The 25,509-nt window shown below is 41.5% G+C and carries 18 protein-coding genes; 9 read left to right on the top strand and 9 right to left on the bottom strand.

Annotation, left to right across the window (positions count from 1 at the left end; all coding sequences use genetic code 11):
• Positions 1-1,076 precede the first annotated feature (1,076 nt).
• Positions 1,077-2,237 carry a hypothetical protein gene (locus ACOVQQ_RS04735; protein ID WP_421817174.1) on the bottom strand — a complete coding sequence of 387 codons (1,161 nt, stop codon included), beginning with the start codon at positions 2,235-2,237 and terminating at the stop codon, positions 1,077-1,079.
• A gap of 33 nt (positions 2,238-2,270) precedes the next feature.
• On the opposite strand from ACOVQQ_RS04735, the gene ACOVQQ_RS04730 reads away from it, so the two are divergent.
• A complete protein-coding gene (locus ACOVQQ_RS04730; protein ID WP_421817173.1) occupies positions 2,271-3,182 on the top strand; it encodes a glycosyltransferase family 2 protein in 912 nt (303 codons plus the stop codon).
• Here the strand turns inward: ACOVQQ_RS04730 and ACOVQQ_RS04725 are convergent.
• The gene (locus ACOVQQ_RS04725; RefSeq protein WP_094486633.1) at positions 3,165-3,557 is read right to left on the bottom strand and encodes a sugar 3,4-ketoisomerase; all 393 of its coding nucleotides are present in this window, start codon (positions 3,555-3,557) and stop codon (positions 3,165-3,167) included. The two genes, ACOVQQ_RS04730 and ACOVQQ_RS04725, sit on opposite strands and share 18 nt — an antisense overlap.
• A gap of 182 nt (positions 3,558-3,739) precedes the next feature.
• Here ACOVQQ_RS04725 and ACOVQQ_RS04720 point away from each other — a divergent pair, with 182 nt between their 5' ends.
• Together ACOVQQ_RS04720 and ACOVQQ_RS04715 are read left to right on the top strand one after the other, a co-directional pair.
• Complete coding sequence (locus ACOVQQ_RS04720; RefSeq protein ID WP_421817172.1) at positions 3,740-4,636, top strand: glycosyltransferase family 2 protein; 897 nt, start codon at positions 3,740-3,742, stop codon at positions 4,634-4,636.
• Complete coding sequence (locus ACOVQQ_RS04715) at positions 4,633-6,159, top strand: hypothetical protein (RefSeq protein ID WP_421817171.1); 1,527 nt, start codon at positions 4,633-4,635, stop codon at positions 6,157-6,159. Before ACOVQQ_RS04720 ends, ACOVQQ_RS04715 begins: the two co-directional genes overlap by 4 nt.
• Here ACOVQQ_RS04715 and ACOVQQ_RS04710 read toward each other — a convergent pair.
• The 3 genes from ACOVQQ_RS04710 to ACOVQQ_RS04700 are packed head-to-tail and all read right to left on the bottom strand — an operon-like array spanning position 6,117 to position 9,392.
• The gene (locus tag ACOVQQ_RS04710; RefSeq protein ID WP_421817170.1) at positions 6,117-7,358 is read right to left on the bottom strand and encodes a hypothetical protein; all 1,242 of its coding nucleotides are present in this window, start codon (positions 7,356-7,358) and stop codon (positions 6,117-6,119) included. The genes ACOVQQ_RS04715 and ACOVQQ_RS04710 overlap by 43 nt on opposite strands.
• Positions 7,348-8,457, bottom strand: coding sequence for a DegT/DnrJ/EryC1/StrS family aminotransferase (locus tag ACOVQQ_RS04705; protein ID WP_421817169.1), 1,110 nt, complete (start codon positions 8,455-8,457; stop codon positions 7,348-7,350). Before ACOVQQ_RS04705 ends, ACOVQQ_RS04710 begins: the two co-directional genes overlap by 11 nt.
• A 2-nt stretch (positions 8,458-8,459) precedes the next feature.
• Positions 8,460-9,392 carry a GNAT family N-acetyltransferase gene (locus ACOVQQ_RS04700; RefSeq protein WP_421817168.1) on the bottom strand — a complete coding sequence of 311 codons (933 nt, stop codon included), beginning with the start codon at positions 9,390-9,392 and terminating at the stop codon, positions 8,460-8,462.
• 61 nt (positions 9,393-9,453) lie between these two features.
• On the opposite strand from ACOVQQ_RS04700, the gene ACOVQQ_RS04695 reads away from it, so the two are divergent.
• On the top strand, positions 9,454-11,265 hold the full coding sequence (locus ACOVQQ_RS04695; protein ID WP_421817167.1) for a gliding motility-associated C-terminal domain-containing protein: 1,812 nt from the start codon (positions 9,454-9,456) through the stop codon (positions 11,263-11,265).
• Positions 11,266-11,267: 2 nt separating this feature from the next.
• Here ACOVQQ_RS04695 and ACOVQQ_RS04690 read toward each other — a convergent pair whose 3' ends face one another.
• Positions 11,268-11,909, bottom strand: coding sequence for a hypothetical protein (locus ACOVQQ_RS04690; protein WP_094486640.1), 642 nt, complete (start codon positions 11,907-11,909; stop codon positions 11,268-11,270).
• A gap of 59 nt (positions 11,910-11,968) precedes the next feature.
• Positions 11,969-13,843 (bottom strand): alpha-amylase family glycosyl hydrolase, encoded by a 1,875-nt coding sequence (locus ACOVQQ_RS04685; protein WP_421817166.1) that lies wholly within the window; start codon positions 13,841-13,843, stop codon positions 11,969-11,971.
• A gap of 128 nt (positions 13,844-13,971) precedes the next feature.
• Here ACOVQQ_RS04685 and ACOVQQ_RS04680 point away from each other — a divergent pair, with 128 nt between their 5' ends.
• The 5 genes from ACOVQQ_RS04680 (at position 13,972) to ACOVQQ_RS04660 (ending at position 21,428) form a co-directional block, all read left to right on the top strand.
• The gene (locus tag ACOVQQ_RS04680) at positions 13,972-15,600 is read left to right on the top strand and encodes an OstA-like protein (protein ID WP_421817165.1); all 1,629 of its coding nucleotides are present in this window, start codon (positions 13,972-13,974) and stop codon (positions 15,598-15,600) included.
• A gap of 1 nt (position 15,601) precedes the next feature.
• On the top strand, positions 15,602-16,795 hold the full coding sequence (locus tag ACOVQQ_RS04675; protein WP_421817164.1) for an aspartate aminotransferase family protein: 1,194 nt from the start codon (positions 15,602-15,604) through the stop codon (positions 16,793-16,795).
• Positions 16,796-16,969: 174 nt separating this feature from the next.
• Positions 16,970-18,373: a tetratricopeptide repeat protein gene (locus ACOVQQ_RS04670; protein WP_094486643.1), complete on the top strand. Its 1,404-nt coding sequence runs from the start codon at positions 16,970-16,972 to the stop codon at positions 18,371-18,373.
• Between the two features lies 1 nt (position 18,374).
• Positions 18,375-19,127 carry a shikimate dehydrogenase family protein gene (locus tag ACOVQQ_RS04665; protein WP_421817163.1) on the top strand — a complete coding sequence of 251 codons (753 nt, stop codon included), beginning with the start codon at positions 18,375-18,377 and terminating at the stop codon, positions 19,125-19,127.
• A 111-nt stretch (positions 19,128-19,238) separates the two neighbouring features.
• Positions 19,239-21,428 carry a DUF349 domain-containing protein gene (locus ACOVQQ_RS04660; RefSeq protein WP_421817162.1) on the top strand — a complete coding sequence of 730 codons (2,190 nt, stop codon included), beginning with the start codon at positions 19,239-19,241 and terminating at the stop codon, positions 21,426-21,428.
• 655 nt (positions 21,429-22,083) lie between these two features.
• Here ACOVQQ_RS04660 and rpsA read toward each other — a convergent pair.
• Together rpsA and ettA are read right to left on the bottom strand one after the other, a co-directional pair.
• Complete coding sequence (gene rpsA, locus ACOVQQ_RS04655; protein ID WP_094486184.1) at positions 22,084-23,844, bottom strand: 30S ribosomal protein S1; 1,761 nt, start codon at positions 23,842-23,844, stop codon at positions 22,084-22,086.
• A 403-nt stretch (positions 23,845-24,247) separates the two neighbouring features.
• The coding region (ettA, locus tag ACOVQQ_RS04650; RefSeq protein WP_421817161.1) for an energy-dependent translational throttle protein EttA at positions 24,248-25,509 on the bottom strand (1,262 nt) is incomplete at its 5' end.

Below are 25,509 nucleotides of genomic sequence, written 5' to 3'. Positions count from 1 at the left end.
CTGCTAAGTCTTTTATTTCAAAAGTTTTTTCGGCTAATCCTACTTTCAAGTCTGAGAGATGTAAGTCTAATTGTTGGAGATAACTAGCAACAATTTCCTTTTGTCGGACTGATATTATTTTATTCTCTTTCATTATAATTTCGAATATAAATTTTGTTCACTATGGCCATAGCCTGACCGCTAACTAGACAATTGGCGAAGTTTAACCCATTTTGTCTATTTTCTAAAACAAGCTTAAATTATTTAATCACAACACATTGCATCAAAAAATTTATGCGTATTTTTTCATCTATTAAATTGGACACTCTTTTCGCCTTTTGTCTTGGTTATTAAAAAATTAATCTTTTTTGTCCTTTGCTAATTTACGCGTTTCTCCTCTCCCTCACCTACCTACTTATAGGTATTTTTCCACTAATTTTTGGTAACGTATGCCCTAGCGCGGATGGCAGCGGCAGCCCGGAGAAAAATACGGCTAGGTGAACCGCGAAGCAAACGGCGACCTCAGAACCTGAGTTTGATTAAAAATCATTGTCAGATCGCTTAAAATGCGCAAATTGTGAAATCAAATAGTAATTGAAATGAACAACTTGCACGCTAAACAGATAAACGGCTGCCTACTTCGTTAGATTTTTTTGCGATACTACAGTATCCCAAAACAAATCCGCCTTGTAATCAACCATTTATCTGTTTTCTGACCGCAATTTTTAAATCGAACTCAGGTTCAGAAGCCGAATGCAGCGCGCGTGAACCTGACGTATTTTACGAGGACTATAGCGGACAGCGGGAAGGAGCTAAAAAAAATTTCGAGATTGAAAGATTAAAAGATTGAAAGATTAAAAAAAGGGAAAATTTCACCTTAGCGAAATTTGCAGCTGCCTTCGACAGGCTCAGGCTTCGACGATACGCGGGTCTGTTTGGGAAAATGAAACGTTAAGTGGTGAACGTCGCAATCCCGATAGCTATCGGGACTCAAATCTTAATACAAAAATCTCCATTAGCCTTCGACAGGCTCAGGCACCGACGATACGTGGTTTAGTTGGGTAAAACGATACGTCAAGTGGTGAACGTCGCTGAGTTTAGCTTCTCTCCCGATAGCAATCGGGACTAGCTTCTGTCAACTTGCTTTTAAAAATCTCGCTGATTAGCCGCTCCGCTCCTGCTCGATCGCTGAGAAGCGTAGATAAAAGCTCGGTACGGTGCTGCGGTTCAAACGGAATCGAAAAATACCGGTCGATTTCCCGAACAAATGCACGCTTATCTTCGCAAAACACACAAAGTTTCATCAACTCAAGATCGTCGATCATGTTTTCGTTAACCAGGCAATGCCTACCCATATACAAGGCGTTTATGGCTTTTAACTTGGTTCCGGAAGGTTGAAAAGACAACATCACGTTCATTTGCGCTGAACGGATCAAATCATACAACTCGGCTTGCGATTGCGTTTCAATAACCGACACGTTCGAAAAACGTTTTGCCTGTTGCTTGATACTTTCGGGAATGTCGGACGCGGCAACAACCAATTTGTGCTGCGGCATTTCGCTAAAAACATCAAACAAAAACAAAGCGGCACGTTTATTATCCGACAAACGTAAATCGCCGTGATACAAAGCAAAACCGCCCAAACCAGCTGCCGACGTGCAAGTTGCATTTCCGTGAAACGGCGGTAAATAAAACGCATTTGCAACTTTTGAAACTTCAAGCGTTTCGCGTTTTGAAATCGTAAAAATGCTAGCAAAGCGTTGTAAATGCGTTTCGAATTTGCGGTATTTCTTTGCTTCCAAGCGGTATAAAAATCGCTTTAAAAGCTTCGTTTCCGAATTCGCTAAACCTTCGTAATACACCGATTCCAGATTGTGCAAACGCAAAAACAACTTTCGATCACGAAACGCAGGTAGCGTAGCAAAAAAACTGCTTTGTAAACCTTCAATTAAAATCGGTGCATCAGTGGCTAAAAGTTCGTTGACTAAATTCAAATGAAATCGACTCACCACCGAAAGCGGATATTGCGAAAACAACTGCCAAAATTTACGCTCTTTGGGATACAAGTGAACGGCCTTACACAAGGCTTGTAATTCGGGCTTTACCTCGGATCGATCGGTAACAAAACAATGTAAAGTAATTTCGATTCCTAGGGCATGAAGCGCCTGAATGCGGTAAAAAACATCGATTACGCCACCGTAATTAGCGGGAAACGGATTCTCAAAGCAAACTATCTGAAGTTTTTTCGCATCTTGCATGCCGACAAATGTATCATTTTCAAATCGCTTTTTATGCCATTCTTTTCGGTAATCATGCCGCTTTACAACAAAGAAGCTTTTGTGCTCGAAGCCGTAAACAGCGTTTTGCAACAAACGTTTACCGACTTCGAGTTGCTGGTTGTAGACGATGCATCGACGGATAACAGCGTGGCAGTTGTTTCGGAGATCGCTGATAATCGATTGAAAATCATAAGCAATCCCGAGAATTTAAACTTACCGAAAACGCGAAATGTAGGCATTGCTGCGGCCACAGGAACGTTCGTCGCTTTTCTGGATTCCGACGATAAATGGGAACCAAACTTTTTAGCGGAAATCTTCCAGATGACCGAAACGTTTCCTAATCAGGTTGTTTATGCTACTTCCTATTTCAAATGGTTTTCTGATTCGTTTCGTGGACCGAATGCTGCTTTAAATCGGGAAGCTCGAACGCAAATTAGTACCAATTTCTTCGAAAAAGCTGTTGGAGAATCGCCGTATTGCAGCTCGAGTTTGGCCATTCGAAAAGACAAAATGAAAGCGCTTGGCGGCTATAACGAAGCGGTAACTTTTGGCGAAGACATTGATTTGTGCATTCGTTTGCACGCGATCCATCCGCTGGTTTTCAACCCGAAACCGTTGGCTTGGTATCGGCAAAATGAAAGCGGACAAATGACTATGAGTAGCATTAGTACGAAAGTTCACACGCCATTTAGCGATTATGAAAAGGATTTTGGCAACGTTCCAGGATTAAGAAAGTACCTGAATTTTCATCGCTACGCCTTGCTAATGGCGGCCATACGCGAAAAAAACGACCTTGTTGCCAACAAATACCAACTTGAAATCGATTTGCGTGACTTGGATTTTAAACGAAAGCTGCTTTGTGTTATGTCGCGTACACTTGTTCGTTGGGCGCTGCGTTTTCGAGAATTACGAAATCGAGGCTAAAAAATCATCGTAATCGCGGATGTAATCGTCTTCTGAAAATTCTTCGGAAGCTAAAACCAAGCAAACCGCTCCAGAAGAGAAATTTTCAAGCTCACGCCAAATTTTTGTGGTAATAAGCAATCCGCGGTCGGGCTTGTTTAAGGTAATGGTTTGTCGGCGAGAACCGTCGTCGAGCACTACATCAAAACTGCCAGAAATGGCAATGAGCACTTGTTGTAGATTCAAATGTGCGTGTCCGCCGCGCTTCGCTGAACTCGGAATATCATATAGATAATACACACGTTTAACGGCAAAAGGCAGCGTATCTTTTTCAATTACTGCGATGTTACCCAGCGCGTTTTCTATTTTAGGAAGTTCAAGCTGTTTGATGTTCATAGGAAATAAGCTGGTCGTAAATTTAGTCAAATACCGAATCAAATTCGAAATTGTTGCCGATTCGGAGCGATTTTACACGGTATAATCTTTACCTAACGGCTCATTTCGGGAAATCGCGTATTTGTAGTGGCGAGTTTCGTATTTTAGGCGTCGAATTTTCGGAAAACCACTAATTAATCACTGTGACTACAGCCGAACCACTTGTTAGCGTCATTTGCCTGTGTTACAATCACGAAAAGTTTGTGCGCGAAGCGGTTTTGTCGGTTTTAAAGCAAACATACACTTCCGTGGAAATACTTGTAGTAAACGATGCCAGTTCCGACGGTTCGCAGCAAATCATCGAAAAACTGCAGCTTGAATATCCGCAGATTAAAATCATTCACAACAAGCAAAATCTCGGAATAACCGCTTCGTTTAATAAAGCGTTTGCCGTTTCTAAAGGCAAGTATATTCTCGATTTTGCGACAGACGACGTGTTGCTTCCTAACGCCATTGCCATTTTAGTTGCCGAAGCACAAAAACACGATGCTGCGGTTGTTTATGCGAATTCCGAACGTATTTCAGAATCGGGCGCGCATCTGGGTTATTTCTTTGCTGTCGACGAAAATAAACGCAGCCTTCAAAAAATACCGCGCGGCTTGATTTACGAAGCGATTGTAAATTCAGGCGAAATTGTAAACCCGGTTGCTTTGTTGGTTTCGAGAAAAATCCACGTGGAATTGGGCGGTTACAACGACAGTTTAGCTTACGAAGATCTCGACTTTTGGTTACGTGCTTCACGCGAATATCCGTTTTTTTATATCGACCAAACGTTGTCGCTGAAACGTTATTTGGAAAACTCGTTGGGTTATGCGTACAAGGAAAAATCGGTTTTGGGCCGACGCATAAACGCCTCGACTTTTAAAAGCTTATGGATGGCTTTCACAGAGTTAAATCAAAGCAAAACCGAACATCGGGCGCTGCTCAAACGCGTCCACTACGAAATGGGTGTGGTGTTTCGAAATAGAAATCTGCGTTTGTGGATTCCCTATGTATTCTTCAAAATAGCGATTCATCTTAAAATACTGATTTCGAGATGATAAAGATTGATCTGCGAAATCCGAATACCGTTTGGAAAGCCATTCTTTTACTGCTGATTTTGGCGCGCTTCGCTTTTATAGGCAAAGGTTTTTTCGCCTTTCCCGACGAATGGCGGTTTACCGAATCGGTCGAAGCTGTAAAAGCGCTCGTTTCCCTTGACACAACCGACTTCTGGCAACACATTTTTAAAACGCAAGGTCGACCTGCCGATGCGCTTTTAAAACTGATTCCGGCAGCTGTAATTTACAGCGCTAATCATTTATTTGGAACGCTACTCTACAGTGAATTCGCGGCTTCCGTGATGTTTCTCTTCAACTTCAGCATCTATTTGCTACTGCTGCGAACGTATTTTAATTTATTCAAAACCTTGCTCAACAACGAACATTTGGCTTGGTTTGGAATTATCTTATACTCTTGTCTGACTTTATCGTTTATTTCGTTGCGGCACAGCGATCCGTACGACAGTTCACAATTGTTTTTTGTTTGGATTTTGGTGCAAATTTGCCGATCGAATTTCACACTAAAATCGGCTTTTCACTATGGATTTGTCGCGTTTTTCGCCTATCTCGTTTATCCCGGAAACATTCTGCTGTATGGCATCATCGCTGTTTTTTACGGATTTACTGTATACCGAAAACTTAATTTCAAAACAGCTTTTTTCCATGTATCAACCTACGGATTAGGCAGCTTTTTCTTGCTTTTATTAACTGAATTAGCGTCGCGCTTTTCCGGTATGTCGTTTCTACGAGAATCGCTTTGGCTTTCCACATCAATTCTTCAAGGGAGTTTTTCAGAAGCCTACACCTTCATTTTCAAGTACTTTATCGAAGTTGAATCGGTTTTGGGAATTGCGTTACTTATGGGTTTCTTCTGCGGAAGCATCGTACTGTTAATCAAACAAATACCTATCTTACATAAAGAAAAAATACTTGCATTATTGCTCATTTCAGTTGCGTTCTTTCTCTTCTACGCAAGTGCCAGCTTCTTCCTAGAAAAAGTAGTTTGGTATGCGCGACTCCTGAAACAATTCGTACCGATTTTACTCGTTGTAGCCTTGCTCCCATTGAGTTTGCTTTCCAATAAATGGCAAAACAGCTCGCTGACTTTTTTTTCACTACTTGCCCTAATTTCGTTTGCACTTTCGTGGAAGGAATATCGTACCGTAAACTATCCGCGCGACCTACTATTTGCACAATTGGAACAACACGGAAGAGCTGCCATCCAAACAACTACGGAATTTAAAAACTTTATTCCGTTTTACACACAACAATCCACTAAAAATGCAAGCTATACGTTAGTGAATTTTGGAATTGTTTTTCCGTACCGAGAACTCAGCGATTACCGCGTTTACCGTTCTAAAAGCAATGAGACTTTAGTTTTAGATGTTCCGGATTGCACGGCTTACAAAGCCTATCAATTTGAAGGTTACAATATGGAAGAGCGCGCAAACATTGATAAGCAAACGCCTCGTTTAAAAATTTATCGTTTGAATTTGGAAGCGAAAAAAGCTACTGCCAAATAAACAATATTGGAAAGTACATAAATCCAGGCTACTGCAGTCGTTGCACTTTCGTGGAAAAGATAAAAACCCAACAAAAGTGTGGCATACGAAACGAACTCGCAAAGAATGAACGACTTCCATTGATGTTGCGCCAAGAGTACAAAGCCAAAGAAAACGGCTAGAGCGCGAATAACGTCGCCAAGAAGTTGAATTGGAAATAAAGACTGTGCCGCAAGATAGTCGGCCGAATATAGCGCTGGAATCAAAAAACTACTCGATATAGCCAAGATTAAAACACCGACGAAAAACGGTAGAAATCCGATTTTTAAAAACCGAACAAAAACTGCATTTGTAGATTTTAAAGCAACCGATTCGGAAATTTTGGGAAAGAAATACAAACTCACAAATCCGATAAAAACTAGGGCTACTTGCGACGATAATCGGTAGGCAGCTTCCCAATTTGCAGCAAAATCGATACTAGACGTACTAACAAGCTCATTTCGTATGTATAAAAACGAAACCGCCGGAAGTACGGTTGAAACAACGCCTGTTAGTCCGAACTGCACTAATTTTAAAGCCGTTTCAGAATGAAAGCGAAAATTCACATCTAAAAACAAGCGATTTGCATTAAAGACTGTGAGCACAAATTGCAAAACAATAGCGGCAATTGTTGCATACAACGCATACTCTAAGTCATAATAAATAAGCACTGCTGCAATGCAAAGTGTACTAATAACGGTTACGTACACATTCAGCATCAACACTTTCGAATAGAGCTGTAAACCGTTGTAAATATTGATTATAGCCAGCGAAATTCCGTTGAGCGGAAGCAGTAACGCCAGCAGAACCACTAAGGTCGATCCGTTGGAATAGCTTCCAAAAAACCAGGTAGCCAAAGTTGCGTGGAAAATCATAACCACTACCGAAAGCACCAAACTTATTACTGCTATCGAACTAAAAATTGTTCCGAACAAAAATTTCGAATGTTCGTTTTTGGGTGTAGAAGCCGTAAGCGTAACGATTCCCGATTGCATACCTCCTGTTGAAGCAACTTCGGCTAAAGACAACACATTACGCAAATTTCCAAAAACCAATAATCCTTGCTGACCGGCAAAAACAGCCACTAATTTATTGAGAAGTACAGACGAAAGAAAACGCAGCCCGATAAAAACCAAGTGCAAAAAGCCAACTTTTAGGAAACCTTGATTTTTACTGTTCATATCGGTTTAGCGTTTCGATGATGTATGCAACTTCCTCGTCGCTTAAGAGTTGGTGTAACGGTATGGAAACCACTTCGCGATGTATGCGTTCGGTAATCGGTAAATTGCAATGCGCAAACTCGGGCATGGCTTTTTGTTGATGTGGCGCAATTGGATAATGAATCAAGGTTCCTATGCCGTTCACCTTCAAATAGTTTATGAGATGCTCGCGATTTTCAACCCGAATCACAAACAAATGCCACACGTTATTGGTTGAAGATCGTAAGGGCAAAATCAGATTTGGATTTGAAATTTCGTTCAAAAACCGATCTGCAATAGCCTTTCTTTGCTGATTATCGGCATCTAATCGGCGTAATTTCACACGTAAAAAGGCCGCTTGAATTTCGTCTAAGCGAGAGTTAAAACCGTTTATTTCGCAGCTGTATTTTTGCTCCGATCCGTAGTTACGCAATTTCCGAATAACCGCTGCTAATTCGAGATCGGATGTGGTTACCGCACCCGCATCGCCTAACGCTCCCAAATTTTTCCCTGGATAAAAGCTAAAGCCCGCTGCATGTCCGTAGCTACCGGCTCTTTTAGACAAATCGTTTACAAATGCGCCGTGAGCTTGTGCCGCATCTTCAATAAAAAGCAAATCGTGTTGTTGGCAAAATGCTTCAAGTTTTTGCGTATCGGCTAAACGTCCGTACAAATGTACTGCCAACAAGGCTTTTGTTCTTGGAGTCATTTCAGATTCCAGTCGGCGTGCATCAATATTGTAGGTTTCTAATTCTGGTTCGCACAAAACGGGCACTAAACCGGCATGCTGAATGGCTAAAATACCCGCGATATAGGTATTTGCCGGAACTAAAACTTCGTCGCCAACCGCTAATCTGCCCAGCAATTTATAGCCTTCAAAAATTAATCGAAGTGCTTCTAAGCCATTTGCTACACCAATAGCTTCTGTGGTTCCGCAGTATTGGGCAAATTCGGCTTCAAATCGCTCAACTTCTTCACCTAAAATAAACCATCCCTTTTCGATTACGCGCTGCGCAGCCTCCTGTAATTCAGGTTGATAACTTTCGGTAATGCGCTGTAAATCAAGAAAAGGAATCTTCATAATCAGATAGTTAATCGATAAAACCGCTGGCAATACGTTTGTGCACCAAAGCTTTCCTTCCAAGCAATCAAACCACTGTTTAAATACATCCCGTCGCGTTCAGTGGAAATCCCAAAGCTAAAGAACTTTTTATCTTTAAATTCAAGAATGATTTGAGCAAACAAGCGATCGAATGCTCCTTTAATTTCTCGATCTTTTCGCATTGCAATATACTGTGCATGAACCGTTTGCCTCGTGACAAAAAGAACAGTTCCTCCTAACAACTGCTGATTTAAAGACACCGTGTATAAAATGATGTTCTCGGGAAATCGCTGCTGCAAAAGTGTGATCTCTGCCGCGGTATGCACTGGCTCAATACCGTGTCGTTGCTGTAAAACAGGAATTAAAACCTCATTCCAAAAAGTACTTAAATCAGTCTTATTTGAAATTTGCACATCTGATTGAGTTGCCGCTTTTAAATGGCGTTTTCGCAAGTTGGAAAATGCAATCGGAAAACTGTAATCAATCGCACTCAAAGCATCGTTTCTATACAATTGTGCTCCTTTTTGAAACAAACTGTATTCCCAGTGGTTTGCTGGCTTTTGGTTATAAATTTCAGGAATGAGTTTGCAAGAAATTTCACTGATTCCTGCACTTTCGTAGAAGGAAATGAGTGCTTCTAAAATATCGTTCGACGTTTGCTGACTCATTTTATCATAAATCAAACCGCCATACGACAAGCCTGCATGTGAGCTAATTTTATTTTGAGAAACTGTTGCAGGAAAGACAGCTATCAATTGATTTTTTTTAAAAATCAAGACTGAAAAATCCTGAAAACGATCGGCGTGATAATCCATAAAATCGCGCTCAAATAAAAAAGTTCCGTTGCACGAATTGCGCACGAAAGCATCCCAAATTGGACGTAAATCAGCCTGATATCGTATTAAATTTAGCACAACTTCTTTTTATCGGCGTGAAAAGTACGTAATTTCGAAACGAGTTTAAAAAGTTTCGGTCTTGAAAAAAAACTGCCGCTATTTTCTTTTCCTTCTTTTACCGCTACTTGGCGTGTTACAGCTGGCAAATGCGCAACAAATTTCGTTGTATCAGCAGTATAATGGCCGATACGGTTTTACCTTTTGCGGAAACACATTAAACCTAACTGAAAACAATAATTTACCCGGAGTTCCTGCACCTCCTTGCGAAATACTAACGGAATCGTCGCAAGAATTAGTATTGCAAGACGGAGATAATATTGTAGCAGCTTACTTATATTGGGCAGGAAGTGGCACGGGCGACTTTGAGGTAAGCCTCAACAACACTATCATTAATGCGGAACGTACTTTTAGCGCGGTTGGAAACAATGGAGCCGCGTACTTTGCCGCTTTCGCAGATGTTACCACACAAGTTATCAATGAAACGGCAACAACTTACACTTTAAGCGGATTAGATCTTACCGAGGTAATTCCGAATTATTGTCCGTTTGGAGGAAATTTTGGCGGCTGGGCCATTGTTGTTGTGGTTCAAAACGACTCGCTACCGCAATGTCAGCTTAACGTTTACGACGGTATGCAACGTATTCCAGGATCGGTAAATATTTTGCTAACTAACTTAAATGTTGTTAGCGGTATCGATTCGCAAATTGGTTTTTTAGCTTGGGAAGGAGATAAAAATATTGCTGTTGGTGAATCACTTACCATAAATTCTATTACGGTTCAAAATACCTTAAATCCAACAACAAACGCGTTTAATGGAACCAATTCGTTTACGGGAAGCACGACGCTTTACAACATGGATCTCGATGTTTATGATTTAGAAGGTTTTGTGAATCCAGGTGATACGGAGGCTATAATATCTCTTTCCAGTAGTCAAGATTTTGTGATGTTGAATTGTGTGGTTACGAAGCTCATCAACGAACTGCCAGATGCCACAGTTCAAATAATGGACTACGATGTAAGCTGCAATATTCGAACGCTCGACATCACGTATCAAGTTAGCAATTTAAACAGTACAGCAACGTTGCCAGCGGGCGTAATTGTATTGTTTAGAGCAAATGGTTCCGTGATTGGAAGCACAGTCACTACAGTGCCCATTCCGGTAGCGGGATCTATATTAGGCACCATTACCTTGGAAGTCTCTTCCCTATTACCGAACCCAGTAAGTATCGAGTTAGTGGTTGATCAGAACGAGCTTGGGCAAACGTTTGTTCAGGAACTCAACGAAAACAACAACACGTACGTGGAAGAAATATGGTTTCCGAAAAGTCCGAATTTCAACAACGTTTCAAACGCGATATCTTGTAATGTCGGAAATGGCAGCGGATTTTTCGACTTTTCGTACGCGCGTACTGAGGCGAAAGTAAATGAAGACGATGAAGTTGCTCTTTTTTACAGCTACGAAGATGCTCTAGCTGGAACGAACGAAATTGCTGTCGGAAACGAGTCGATTTTAAGCAATGGAAGTCCGACAACCATTTATGTGCGAATTCGCAATGCCGCTGGCTGCGAGACGTTTACCTCATTTAATCTTACTACGCAACGATGCAAACCAAAAGTTTACAATTTAGTTGCTACAAATGAAGACGGATTTTACGACGAATTGATTGTAGAAGGTTTAGAGAATATCTTTGAATACGACCTATATGTTTACAATCGATACGGCAGGAAAGTTTGGTCGGGCAATTGGAGAACAGGAATTTGGCGTGGAAAAAGCAATGTCCAAGCTTGGCAGTCCGACGAATTACCTGAAGGAACCTATTATTACGTTTTGCATTTGAATGCAGAAGAATTTCCGGAACCTTTAACCGGTTTCATTCATTTGACTCGTTAAGCTTATTCTCGAATCAAAACCATCGTAGCTGTATCGCCTGAATTCATGTCCCAAAATGCGTTGGCCAGCACATTTCCAGCTTTATCCACAATTTCGTACTGCGCGGTATTTGGTCCGCTATCTCCTTCGTTGATTACCTTAAAATCGATGTAATTGTAACCTTTGTCGAGCTGTAATTCAATACCTTGAAAACCGCCGGTAAGTGTGAGTCTGTTTGCAATTAAAGTTTCGTTCCAAGTAATCCGAATTTGATCTCCGTCGATGGCCTGAGAATCTCTGCAGCGAATGTAAACACTTTTGGTTTTTACTTTTATAGTTCCCAGTGACTGCTTTTTCCGCTGCGGCTTAATCTTATTAAGTTCGCCTTCAAACACTTTTGTAAACTCGCGCGAATTACTCATAAACTCGTTAGAAGGAGTTAAACTCAGAGGTTTTTCCTCAACAATAGGTTTATTACTTTCAGGTTTTAAAACTTCAGGTAGTATCGTGCTTTTCTCCTTTTCGTCTGGCTTTTGAACTTCCTTCGGCGCCGCTTTTGGCGTTACGGGTGCTATTCCTACCGAACGTTTTCCCGTATCAAATTGTGCAAAAACACCACCCGATAGCAAAACAAAAAGTGCGATATATAATTTACCAAACTTCATACTACAAATTTAGCGCATCCACGCCAAGTTCAGTGTAAACTAACGTTTTGTTAGCAGTTTTATTTTTGTACTTCCAAAATTACTGACTCTGATGGCGCTAATTTTAGCTTTACAAAACCCTTGCCATTTTTAACTTCTAGCGTAGAAGTATGATTGCCGTACAGCTTTTCCTTCAAAGGATATGAACCATCCTTGAATTTCCAAGTCTTAATCAAGGCTTCAGGAACTTCTAAGGTAAAGTCGGCTTCGCTTACCCATGAGAAATTTGTTACTATTAGTAATTTTTGCTTGGCAGAATATCGTGCAAACGAATACAAACCGGGCTTATACTGCTCGCCTTGCTTTCTGTTTTCTGTTTGCAATTCCACGAAAGTGCCCGTCATGGCGTCAGCTTCCAAGGTAAAGTTGAGCAATCTCTTGTAAAAATCGCGAAGTTTTTTCTCCGAATCGCTCAATGCACCGCCGTCGAAACGGCCGCTGTTCATCCAACGTTGGTGACTCGGCACTCCAGCATAATCAAAAATCGTTGTACGCGTTGGTTTTCCAAATCCCGAATCTAAATCGCCGCGCTCCCCTACTTCCTGACCAAAGTAAATCATCGTTGGCGAACTACTGATTGTAGCAGAAAGTACCATCAAAGGCATTCCTTTTTCTGGAGTTCCAGCGAAAGCATCCGAAGCCAAACGCTGCTCATCGTGATTGTCGAGAAAGTGAAGTAAATGATGTTCGATATCTTGAAAACGATTCTGAATATCGGTTACCGGATCAGGCAAACTTTTACCTTGAACAACTTCTTTTAATTTGTCGTATAGATCAACTTTATCGTACAAATAATCCATTTTCCCCAATTTGATGTAATTGCGGTATTCGTTCGGATTGTAAACTTCTGCCAATAAAAAGGCATCCGGATTCTTCATTTTAATGGAGGAATTCATAAAACTCCAAAACTCATAAGGAACCATTTCGGCCATATCGTAACGAAATCCATCTACACCTTTAGCAATCCAATACAAGGCAATGTCTCTAAATTTAATCCACGAAGAAGGTACCGACTTATCTTTCCAAAATTCGAAATGAGCTTTATAATCTTTGGCGTCGTATCCTGCCGGCAATTCTGGGAAATCTTTACTTCCATCGGGACGAATACCGTAATTGATTTTAACGGTTTCGTACCAGTCGTTGATGTCTGGCTGTGCTAATCGGCTGCCATTTCCCGTCCATTTTGCGGGAACTTCATCAAAATAGCCATCTGAACCCGGAGCAGGATCGCCTCCTAATGGTTTGTAATCCGGGCTGTACGGAACTTTAAACGACGAATTTGGAATGTAATAAAAGTTATTATCGCGGGCGTATTCCACAGAAGTGTCGTCGTCTGCACCAAAATCGCGAACTCCCGGCGGATTGCTTTTTCCTTCGTAACGCCGCGCCACGTGATTAGGAACGATATCGATTAATAACTTTAGGCCTGCTTTATGTGTTCGATCGATTAAAGCTTCAAATTCAGCCAAACGATTGGCCGGATCAACAGCCAAATCCGGATTCACGTTATAATAATCTTTAACCGCGTAAGGTGAACCGGCACGACCTTTAACCACATCCGGATCGTCGTTGGAAATTCCGTATTTAGTGTAATCGCCAACTAAGGCATGATGCGGTACGCCGGTGTACCAAATATGAGTGACGCCTAATTTTTTTATTTCATCGAGAGCAACTTCGGTAAAATCAGCAAACTTTCCTACTCCATTTTCCTCTTTAGTTCCCCACGGTTTATTGTTCTGATTCGTATTTCCGAATAATCGGGTAAAGACTTGATAAACAACTTTTTTCTGAACTTTCTCTGACACTTTCTTATCTTTTTTTGATTGAGCATTAACCGACTGTGCACTTATTCCGACTAGTGCAGCCAATACCAAAAGCTTGATTGTTTGTTTCATAACTAACTTTCTTTCGCTGCTAATGTCGCAATATTTGGTATTAGCACATAGCCTCTTTGGCAAAAATTTTTGTTAAGCCAACTGCCACCTCTCTGCAAAGCACTATTTTTGCGGCAAATTACAAGTCATTGAAATATTCAATTCTATTCCTTTTTCTGCTTTTTTCGTTTTGCAATTTTGAAGTAACCGCGCAAAACAAACCCATAGTGGTAGAAAATGCCGATAATTTCGATGTAGATGAACTGCAAATGCCCGATGCCGTTTTACTTACGGGCAATGTACTCGTACGCCACGAAGGAGCTACGTTGCGCTGCAATAAAGCTTACTTTTTCAAGAAAGAAAACTACATTAAAGCTTTTGGTGATGTTGTTTTAAATCAAGGTGATACGCTGCATTTAAATAGTGATTATGCCGAATATGCTGGAAATTTAAAACAAGCATTTGCAACCGGAAACCCCATACTGCGTTCGCCAGAATTTACACTCACTACCGATACGATTAATTTCGATCGGAACATTCAGCAAGCGTATTACAAAAATTACGGGAAAATCGTTAATAAAGAAACTACACTTACCAGTAAATCAGGACGTTACTTTGCAAATGAAAAGAAATTTCGCTTCCTCACGGCCGTAACGGTAACCAATCCAAAAGTGGTTATAAAAAGTAATCATTTGGATTATTACTCTAACTCTGGACATTCGTATCTGCTTGGCGCATCGACCGTTACTAGCAAAGAAGATTTCATTTACACCGAAAAAGGATTTTACGACACTAAGAAAAACATAGCGCATTTCCTCCGAAAGTCTTATATCAAGTATAAAGACCGCAAAATCGACGGTGATTCGCTGTATTACGATAAAAATCGGGAATTTGCATCGGCTTCGCATTATGTAAAAATTACCGATACGATCAATAAAGGCGTGGTACGCGGACATTACGCCGAGCTGTATAAAGCCAAAGATTCGATGTTTGTGACGCGAAAAGCGGTGGCGGTTTCATTGATGGAAAACGACAGTGTGTACATTCACGGCACGCGATTAATGCTCACCGGAAAACCCGAAAACCGAATTATTCGTGCGTTTAAAAATGCGCGCTTTTTCAAATCGGATATGAACGGCAAATGCGACTCCATTCATTCTTCCACGAAAGTGGGACTCACAAAACTAATCGGCCGACCCGTAATTTGGAACAAGAAAAATCAAGTAACTGGAGATGTGATCCATCTGATTGCCGATTTAGAAACTGAAAAAATCGATTCGCTGAAGGTGCTTAACAATGCCTTTATTATTTCGAAAGACACGATTGGAACCGGCTATAATCAAGTCAAGGGCTTGAATCTGTACGGAAAATTCAAAGACGACAAACTGCATGATGTGACTTTAGTCAAAAACACGGAAATCCTGTATTTCATGCGTGACGACAAGGACGAACTCATTGGAATTAACAAAAGCGTAAGTTCGAAGATAAATTTGATTTTGGAAGATTCGAAAATTGAAACGATTACGCAGTACGACCGACCAGAAGGCCAAATGTATCCCGAAAAAGAACTTCCCGAAAATGCACGCCGACTGCGAGGATTTATTTGGAGAGAAGACGAAATGATTAAAAATAAAGACGATGTTTTTCCCGAAGACGAGCTCAAATGGGACGAAATTGCCCGGAAATACCGGGAAAAAGCAGAGAAATCGTCCGACAAGCCCATAGCTGTTCGAAAGGAAACCAGCGAGTACGATAAAAACGTGAAGAAAGGAAAATAAAATGCTGACGGATTTTTTAAAATACCAAGCTCAAACCACGCCACATCCGCTAGGAATGGAGGTTTCGCATGCCAAGGGAAGCTATATCTACGACATCCACGGACAAGCATACCTCGATTTTGTTGCAGGAGTTTCGGCAACTTCGGTCGGTCATTGCCATCCGTATTTAAACGACGCCATTAAGAAACAGCTCGATTTATACAGCCACGTCATGGTTTATGGCGAATTTGCGCAACATCCGGCTGTTGAATATTGCAAACAATTACAAAAGTATTTACCGGCTCCGCTAGAGAAAATTTATTTGGTTAATTCCGGAACCGAAGCTACTGAAGGAGCATTGAAATTAGCGCGCCGAATTACCGGTAGATCGGAACTTATTTCGTGCCATAACGCCTACCACGGAAATACTATGGGCTCGTTGAGCGTGATGGGTTACGAAGAACGCAAACAGGTTTTTCGTCCGTTAATTCCTGACGTGCGTTTTATTACATTCAATAATTTAACTGATTTAGAGCGTATTACCGAGAAAACCGCTGGTGTAATTGTGGAAAGCATACAAGGTGGCGCGGGCTTTATTCAACCTGAAAACGAGTATTTAATCAAGTTGAGTAAGCGTTGTAAAGAAGTGGGTGCAGTTTTAATTATCGATGAAATACAACCCGGTTTTGGAAGAACAGGCACTTTTTTTGGTTTTGAAAATTTTGGAATCGTTCCCGACATCGTTATTGTGGGAAAAGGAATGTCGGGCGGTATGCCGGTGGGTGCCTTTATCGCTTCCGCGGAACACATGGATTTACTGCAAGATCAACCCAAACTTGGACACATAACCACTTTTGGCGGACATCCCGTTATTGCCGCCGCCGCTTTGGCTACGCTAGAAATCATCGAAAATGAAAATTTGATGAAACTCGCACTAGAAAAAGAAGCCTTGTTTCGCAAATTACTTGTTCATCCGCTGATTAAAGAAGTACGTGGTCGTGGATTAATGCTAGCTGCCATGACAAGCGATGCAGCAGTTACCAACGAAGTAGTTTTGCGCTGTTACCGCCGCGGACTCATCTTATTTTGGCTACTTTTCGAAGGAAAAGCGGTTCGAATAACGCCGCCGCTCACCATTAGTTTCGAAGAAATTGAAGCCGGCTGCTCCATTTTGCTGGAAGTTTTCGACGAATTGCTGTCAGAAGGTCATGTTTAAAACCTCCTTGCGCCATAAGTAACAACAATTTGCGTTTTAGTAAAGAAGAAGTTAGCCCTTTGCGAATTGGTACGCCTTTTGTTAATTAAATTGTTCACAAGAATCGTGTAACCGAGCAGTTAGGCGGCAAAGTGCTTTCTAATTTTAAATAGCCGAATTCTAAATCCCAGAGTTATGCAATTAAGCAGCGAAGAAGAAGACTACAACCTGTCGTTATCGAAGTTTGAATCGATGCTGAAAACAAACAAAGTTTTGTTTTTCGACAGTGAGGAATTTGAAGACATAGTGCTTCACTACCTCGACATGGGAAAACTCAGCCTGGCTAAAAAAGCGCTGAAATTAGCACTTGAACAACATCCGAAATCCACAGGATTAAAGTTTGTTCAAGTGGAAATGCTCATTTACGACGACAAGCTCGATCAGGCCGAAAAGCTGTTGAACGAGTTGTACGCCATTGAACCTACCAACGAAGAAATTTTCATTCAAAAAGCAAGCATATATAGTAAACGCGACAATCATGACATGGCTGTCGAGATGCTAAAAACTGCTTTAGAATACACCGACGACCTTGCCGATGTGTACAATTTACTCGGTATGGAATATCTTTTTATGGATAATTTGGAACTCGCTAAAGAGAATTTCATCCGCTGTTTGGAAGAAGATATCGAAGATCAAGGCGCATTGTATAACATCGTGTACTGTTTCGAATTCTTGGATCAGCACGAAGATGCCGTTATTTTCCTAAATTCCTACATCGATAAAAATCCGTACAGTGAAATTGCATGGCACCAACTCGGTCGGATTCTGTATGGTTTGAAACGCTACGAAGAAGCATTGCGCGCCTTTGATTATGCAACCTTAATCGACGAAGAATTTGTAGGTGCATACATGGAAAAAGCGAAATCGCTCGAACGCCTAAAACGCTACGACGAAGCCATCGAAGGTTATAAAAAAACACTCGAACTCGACGACGCAACCTCATACGCTTTATTACGCATCGGGAAATGTTACGAACGGAAAGGCGATTCGGCTACAGCCTTGAAATACTACAACCGAACTGTGCATGAAGATCCGCAACTCGACAAAGCTTGGATTGCCATCACCGATTTGTACCTCAATGCCAAAAATTACCGCAAAGCATTGTATTTCGTAAACAAAGCTTTGGAAATAGATAACGAGAACTTTCGTTACTGGAAACGCTACGCTACCATAAATCGCGCGTTGAATTTCTTTGAAGAAGCTGAAATGGGCTACAGAAAAGCAGTTGAATACGGCGACGACGAATTAGACACTTGGATTTATTGGGTAGATGTATTGCAATTTCTAGGCGAATTCGAAAACTGCGTAGAAGCCTTGCTGCAAGCCAAAGAATTTTATCCTGAAGCTCCGGAAATTTTATACCGTTTAGCTGGTTTGTATTTGAGCTTTGATGAAGAAGAAGTTGGTTTAGAATTGCTAGAAGGCGCCTTAGAACGCGATGCCGAAATGATCACGCTATTCACCGATTATTACCCAACAGCTTGCACCAACAAACGCGTTCGAAAACTAATTGCCAAATACACTAAAACCGATTTATAAATTGAAAATTATTGGTTTAATTGGTTCGAAACTCGGACACTCATTCTCGCAGTCGTATTTTCAAAACAAGTTCGAACAACTGCAAATAGACGATTGGAAGTACCTCAACTTTGAGTTAGACTCGATTGCAGAAATTGAACAACTAAAAGCCGATGAATCGGTTATTGGTTTTAATGTAACGTTTCCTTACAAAAAAGAGATTTTACCGTATTTGAGTACGCTGTCGGATACGGCTAAAAGTGCGCAAGCAGTTAATACTGTTTTTATCGATGCCGACCGACAATTGCATGGTTTTAACACCGACGTTTTTGGCTTTTTGAAAAGTGTAAAAAACTGGACGGGCACTTCCGTGGAAAATGCACTTATTTTAGGAACGGGCGGCGCGGCGCAAGCGGTTCGAACTGCACTCGACAACTTGGAAATCAACAGCGCTTTTGTGAGTCGTGATCCGCATTTCGATTTGATGTATCACGAAATTACGCCTGAAATTGTCGAAAACACACAATTGGTCATCAATTGCACACCACTGGGCACGTTCCCGAATGTTTCCGAAATGCCCGATTTTCCCATCGAATTTTTGAATGAAAATCATTTCGTGTACGATTTGGTGTACAATCCCGAGAAATCACTTTTCCTAACGAAAGCCGAGCAGCAAGGCGCGAAAATCAAAAACGGACGGGAAATGCTCGAACTTCAAGCCGAAAAATCGTGGCAAATTTGGACTACCCTACTCGCCCAATCTTCGCTGTTGTAACTCTTACAAGGTAAAAAATCGACAGTAACGCGTTAAATCAGCTATTTTCTTTGTTTTTACTGCTGCCTTTACTACCTTTCGCCCGTAGTAAAAACTGTAAACATTCTTAAAATGTTAGAAGAAAAACACGATAACCTGTCAGCAGCTGAAAACACGACAGAAGGAAATCCATCAGTAGAAGCAAATACTGAAGAAACGCTGCAAACCTCTGAAAACGAGACCTCTGAAGCAACGCAAACAGAATCAGAAACAGTAGTAGAACCAGTCTCTGAAATTGAAACTTCAACACCAGAAGAACCAAGTGTGGTTGTAGAAGAAGTTGTGGAAGAATCTATTTCTGCAGAAGCGGAACCAGAAACAGTTGCCAACGTTGAAGCTGTGGAAGCTGTCGCGGAAACCGCAGTGGAAACCGTTGAACTCAGCAAAGAAGCGCTTGCCGACGAGCAACCTATTTTAGAAGAAACGCAAACAGCTGCTGCCGATGAGGCTATTTCGCACATCGAGGAACAAAATGCAATTGCGGCTGAAGAGCACGAGCGCGAAACCAGCATTGAATTACCTGCAATTGATTACGAAACGCTCGACCTCGACCGACTAAATCAGCATTTAGAACGTTTAGTAAAAAGCGAGCAAGTAGTTGCTATAAAAGAACATGTTGAATTGATTAAATCGGCTTTTCTTAGCAAATTCAATCATTTACTCGACGAAAAGAAACAGCAATTTCACGACGATCCTGAAAACGAAGGTCAGGAATTTCAATACCACCATCCGGCGAAAGCCAAATTCGACGAACTGTTTAATGCCTTTCGCGATTTAAGAAATCAACATTTCAAACGTCAGGAAAACATCCTAAAAGCCAACTTAGCTTTGCGTTTGGCGATTGTGGAAGAACTGAAGAATTTACACAATCCGCAGGAAGACATCAAAGACGTTTTGAAGCACTTCAATGAATTGCGCGATCGTTGGAAAAATGCCGGACCTATTCCGCGCGACAAGTACAACCACGTTTGGAACAGCTATCACTTTCATCTAGAGAAGTTTTACGATATTCTCCACTTGGATCGTGAAGCGCGCGACTTTGATTTCAAACACAATTTAGAACTCAAGCAAAACATCATCAATCGGGTGAAAGTTCTGGTTGAAGAAAAAGATATCAATGCCGCTTTGCGCGAATTGCAAGATTTGCACCGAATTTGGAAAGAAGATATCGGACCCGTTTCTAAAGAACACCGCGAACGCATTTGGAACGAATTCAGCGAATTATCGCGACAGATCCACAACAAGCGCGAACAATTGCAGGAACAAATTCGCGAACGCGAACAAAACAACTTACGTTTAAAAGAAGCGATTATTCAGCAAATTGAAAGCATTATTGCACAGCCTGCATCGAACCACAACGCGTGGCAAGAACAAGTAAAACAAGTTGAAGCACTGCGCGAAGAATTCTTCAAAGTAGGGAAAGTTCCGAGTGAAATCAGCGAGCAAGTTTGGGCTAAGTTTAAAGATATTGCACGCCAATTTAATGTTGGAAAAAACACGTTTTACAAGTCGATTAAACGCGAACAGCAAACCAACATGGATCGCAAACGCGCTTTAGTTGATAAAGCTAACGAATTAAAAGACAGCGATAATTTTAGAGAAACCACCGAGATTCTCAAGCAAATTCAAGAAGAATGGAAAACAATCGGGCACGTTCCGAAGAAATTTTCGGACCAGATTTGGAAAGAGTTTAGAGCTGCATGCAACCACTATTTTGAGCGTTTGAAGGCGGCTCGTTCGGAAGTAAATCAGGAAGAAACCGAGGCATACGAGCGCAAAAAAGCCTTTTTGGAAGACATCAAATCTTTTGAAATGACCGGCGTCCACAAAACCGATTTAGACAATATCAAAGCTAAAATCGAAGAATGGAAAACCTTGGGAAAAGTTGGACCGAACAAACGATACATCGACGGGAAATTCAACAAAGTACTCGACGGATTGTTTGAGCAATTGAGTTTGAGTAAAAAAGACTCAGAAATGATGCGTTTCAACAACCGTATGGGGCAGCTTACCGAAAGCAATGACTCACGCAGAATTGATCAGGAACGTATCTTCTTGCAACGCAAAATCGAGGAAGTTCAGGCGGAAATTAATCAGTTAGAGAATAATATCTTGTTCTTTTCTACAGCGAAGAATGCTAAAAAAGAGAACAGTATGGTAACCGAAGTCCGCAAGAGCATTGAACGCCATAAGGAAGAATTGGCCGTTTTGAAAGAGAAACTCAAGCAAGTACGACAGCTGTCTGAAAAGCCAGCCAATTAATAGAAAGCGCCTCCACTTGGGGGCGTTTTTTTTGGGAGATTGAAAGATTGAGAGATTTCGAGATTTAAAGATTGAAAGATTAAAAGATTGGGAGATTGGCCTTCGACAAGCTCAGGCACCAACGAATTGTGGGTTCAGGCGGACAAAACGAAACGTAAAATGGTGAAATTATCGGAGTCTATTCTCTAGCTTCTCGTCTCTAGCTTCTCCAAAAAATCAATTCCAGCCTTCGACAAGCTCAGGCTCCGACGGATTGCGGTTTAGTTGGGTAAAAAGATACGTTAAATGGTGAATTCATCAAAGTCTAGCTTCTAGCTTCTAACTTCTAGTTTCCCTAAAGCGATACGTTAAGTGGTAAACGTCAGGATCCCAATAGCTATCGGGACTAGTTTCCCTAAAACGATACGTTAAGTGGTGAACGTCACGAAGTAGCGCTTTTCGCAATAGCGATTGACGCGAAAACCCCACAGCAAGGAGGCACGACGAAGCGAGGAGTTGTAGCAGAAAGCGCGGGCGCCGCTGGCACTCATTTTCGATGACGCAAAATCGTTGCGGCGCATTGCCCAAAAACAAAAAAACTGATCTTATTATTTTGATGCAATATTCCAAAAAAAAAGCCCGACAATGCCGGGCTTTCTCTCAGAATTAATAAGGATTATTTTCCACCTTTTTCCATCTTCGCTTTCAAAGCAGCAAGGATGTCGTTGTTATCACCAAGTGTAGATGTTACTTGGTTGTTGTTAGCTGTTTCAACAGCAGCTTTTGCATTCTTCTCTTCTTCCTCACGGAAAATAGCAGTATGCGAAGCTACAACACGCTTGAACTCTTTGTTGAATTCAATGATTTTGAAATCAGCTGCATCTCCTTTTTTCAATTTCTTACCGTCTTCTTTTTCTAAGTGACGCGTTGGGATGAACGCTACGATATCGCTGTTAAACTCTACAGTAGCACCTTTGTCAACGATCTCGCTGATTGTTCCATTGTGAACGGTTCCAACTGCGAATGAATCTTCGTATTTATCCCAAGGATTAGCTTGTGTTTGTTTGTGACCTAACGAAAGTTTACGTCCGTCAACATCTAATTCTAACACTACTACATCAAGTTTCTCGCCTACGCTAACAAACTCAGATGGGTGCTTGATTTTCTTAGTCCAAGACAAATCAGAAATGTAGATCAATCCGTCGATACCTTCTTCTAACTCAACGAATACACCGAAGTTAGTGAAGTTTCTAACGATACCTACGTGCTTGCTACCCACTGGGTATTTCGCAGTGATATCTGTCCATGGATCTGGAGTCATTTGTTTTACACCAAGCGACATCTTACGCTCTTCTCTGTCGAGTGTCAAGATAACTGCCTCAACAGTATCGCCAACTTTCACGAAATCTTGAGCAGAACGCAAGTGCGTAGACCAAGACATTTCAGAAACGTGGATCAAACCTTCAACACCTTCAGCAACTTCGATAAATGCACCGTAGTCAGCAATAACAACAACTTTACCAGTTACTTTATCGCCCACTTTCAAGTTTGCATCTAAAGCATCCCATGGGTGTGCATTAAGCTGCTTCAAACCTAATTGGATTCTTGTTTTCTCATCATCGAAATCAAGAATTACTACGTTCAATTTCTGATCAAGCTCCAATACTTCGCTTGGGTGGTTGATACGCGACCAAGAAAGGTCGGTGATGTGAATCAAACCATCTACACCTCCTAAATCGATGAACACACCGTAAGAAGTAATGTTTTTCACAACGCCTTCAAGAACTTGTCCTTTTTCTAACTGACCGATAATTTCTTTCTTCTGAACTTCGATATCAGCTTCGATAAGCGCTTTGTGAGAAACCACAACGTTTTTGAATTCATGGTTGATTTTCACCACTTTGAATTCCATCATTTTATTCACGTACTGATCGTAATCGCGGATTGGCTTCACATCGATTTGTGAACCTGGTAAGAACGCTTCGATACCGAATACGTCAACGATCATACCTCCTTTAGTTCTGCATTTCACAAAACCATTTACGATTTCACCTGAGTCATGAGCAGCAATTACGCGATCCCATGCTTTGATGGTACGTGCTTTTCTGTGAGAAAGTACCAACTGTCCGGTTTTGTCTTCACGGATGTCGATTAGCACCTCTACTTTGTCGCCTACTTTAAGGTTTGGGTTGTAACGGAACTCGTTCAAGGAAATTACTCCTTCAGATTTTGCATTGATGTCAACAATCGCATCGCGGTCTGTGATACGAACTACAACACCTTCTACAACCTCTTCTTGATCCGTTGAAATGAACGTTTTAGCAACTAATTCCTCGAATTCTTTCAAGTTTTTTTCGTCAACTGCGTCAATTCCTTCTTGGAAATTGTGCCAGTTAAAGTCCGCTAAAAACTGTTCTTTGTTTACTGTTTCAGACATAATCTGATTTAAAAATTTGTATTCTGATGTTTCGGAATGTTGCGGCAAAAACCTTCAGAAGTTGTTTTTCAATAAATTAGTTCATCCCTTTTCTCACATTCCACTGCCTTGAAAAGGTGCGCAAAAGTACAAAAAAGTTATTAATCCTGAAATTGTTAGATGAATTTTAGGAAACTTATATTTTTTTAATCTGCTTTTTTTGGGCGTTCCCTGCCAACGTTCATTCTTCATCTAAAAGCCGACTCGGCAGGTCAGGCTGTTCGCTAATATCTGCCACTCGGCAACAGCCGCTCGTGGCAGGATAATCGCTGCCATCCTTAACGCAGAAAAACGTCTCTGAAAATTCGTGTCAAAAAGAAACCGCTGCCTTTCGAGCAACGGTTTCTTTCAATTCTTTCATTCCTTAACGAATGAGTTTTCGATATTTGATACGCTTGGGCGTCACATCGGCACCTAAACGTTTGCGCTTGTTTTCTTCGTATTCGGTAAAGCCACCTTCGAAAAAGTACACTTCCGAGTTGCCTTCAAAAGCCAATATGTGCGTACAAATTCGGTCTAAAAACCAGCGATCGTGACTAATCACTACGGCACAACCCGCAAAGTTCTCTAAACCTTCTTCCAAAGCACGTAAGGTATTCACATCCAAATCGTTCGTAGGCTCATCCAAAAGCAAAACATTACCTTCTTCCTTCAAGGTCATGGCCAAATGCAAACGGTTGCGTTCACCACCCGAAAGCATCGATACCTTTTTGTTTTGCTCGCTACCGCCAAAGTTAAATCTGCTTAAATACGCACGTGCATTTACTTGTCGGCCGCCCATCATAATCAATTCTTGACCACCGCTGAAGTTCTCGTAAATCGATTTATCGACATCAATATTTGAATGCGACTGATCCACGTAAGCAATCTTAACCGTTTCGCCAATCGAAAAGCTACCGCCATCGGGTGTTTCTTCTCCCATAATCATGCGGAAAATTGTCGACTTACCGGCACCATTCGGACCAATAACACCAACAATTCCTGCTTGAGGCAAGGTAAAATTCAAATTATCGTACAACAATTTGTCGCCAAAAGCCTTCGCTACGTTTTTAGCTTCAATTACGTTAGTTCCCAATCGCGGACCGTTCGGGATGTAAATTTCCAGCTTCTCGTCGAGTTGCTTCTGATCTTCATTCAACAACTTGTCGTAATTCTGTAAACGTGCTTTCTGCTTGGTCTGACGTCCTTTCGCACCTTGTCTCACCCACTCCAACTCGCGTTCTAGCGTTTTTCTGCGTTTGCTCGCCGATTTTTCTTCTTGCGCCAAACGAATTGTTTTTTGATCGAGCCAAGACGAGTAGTTTCCTTTCCACGGAATGCCTTCTCCACGGTCGAGCTCCAAAATCCAGCCAGCAACGTTATCCAAAAAGTAACGGTCGTGCGTAACGGCAATAACTGTTCCGGCGTACTGTGCCAAATGCTGTTCTAACCACAACACCGATTCGGCATCGAGGTGGTTCGTAGGCTCATCCAGTAACAAAACGTCGGGTTGTTGCAAAAGTAAACGGCAAAGTGCTACCCGACGGCGTTCCCCACCCGAAAGATGCTTTATCGGTGTATCGGCATCGGGCGTGCGCAACGCATCCATGGCAATTTCTAGTTTGGTATCAATTTCCCAAGCGTTTA

Source organism: Flavobacterium sp., from assembly GCF_049240005.1.
GTDB lineage: Bacteria > Bacteroidota > Bacteroidia > Flavobacteriales > Flavobacteriaceae > Flavobacterium.
This window is presented reverse-complemented; position numbering and strand designations above follow the sequence as displayed.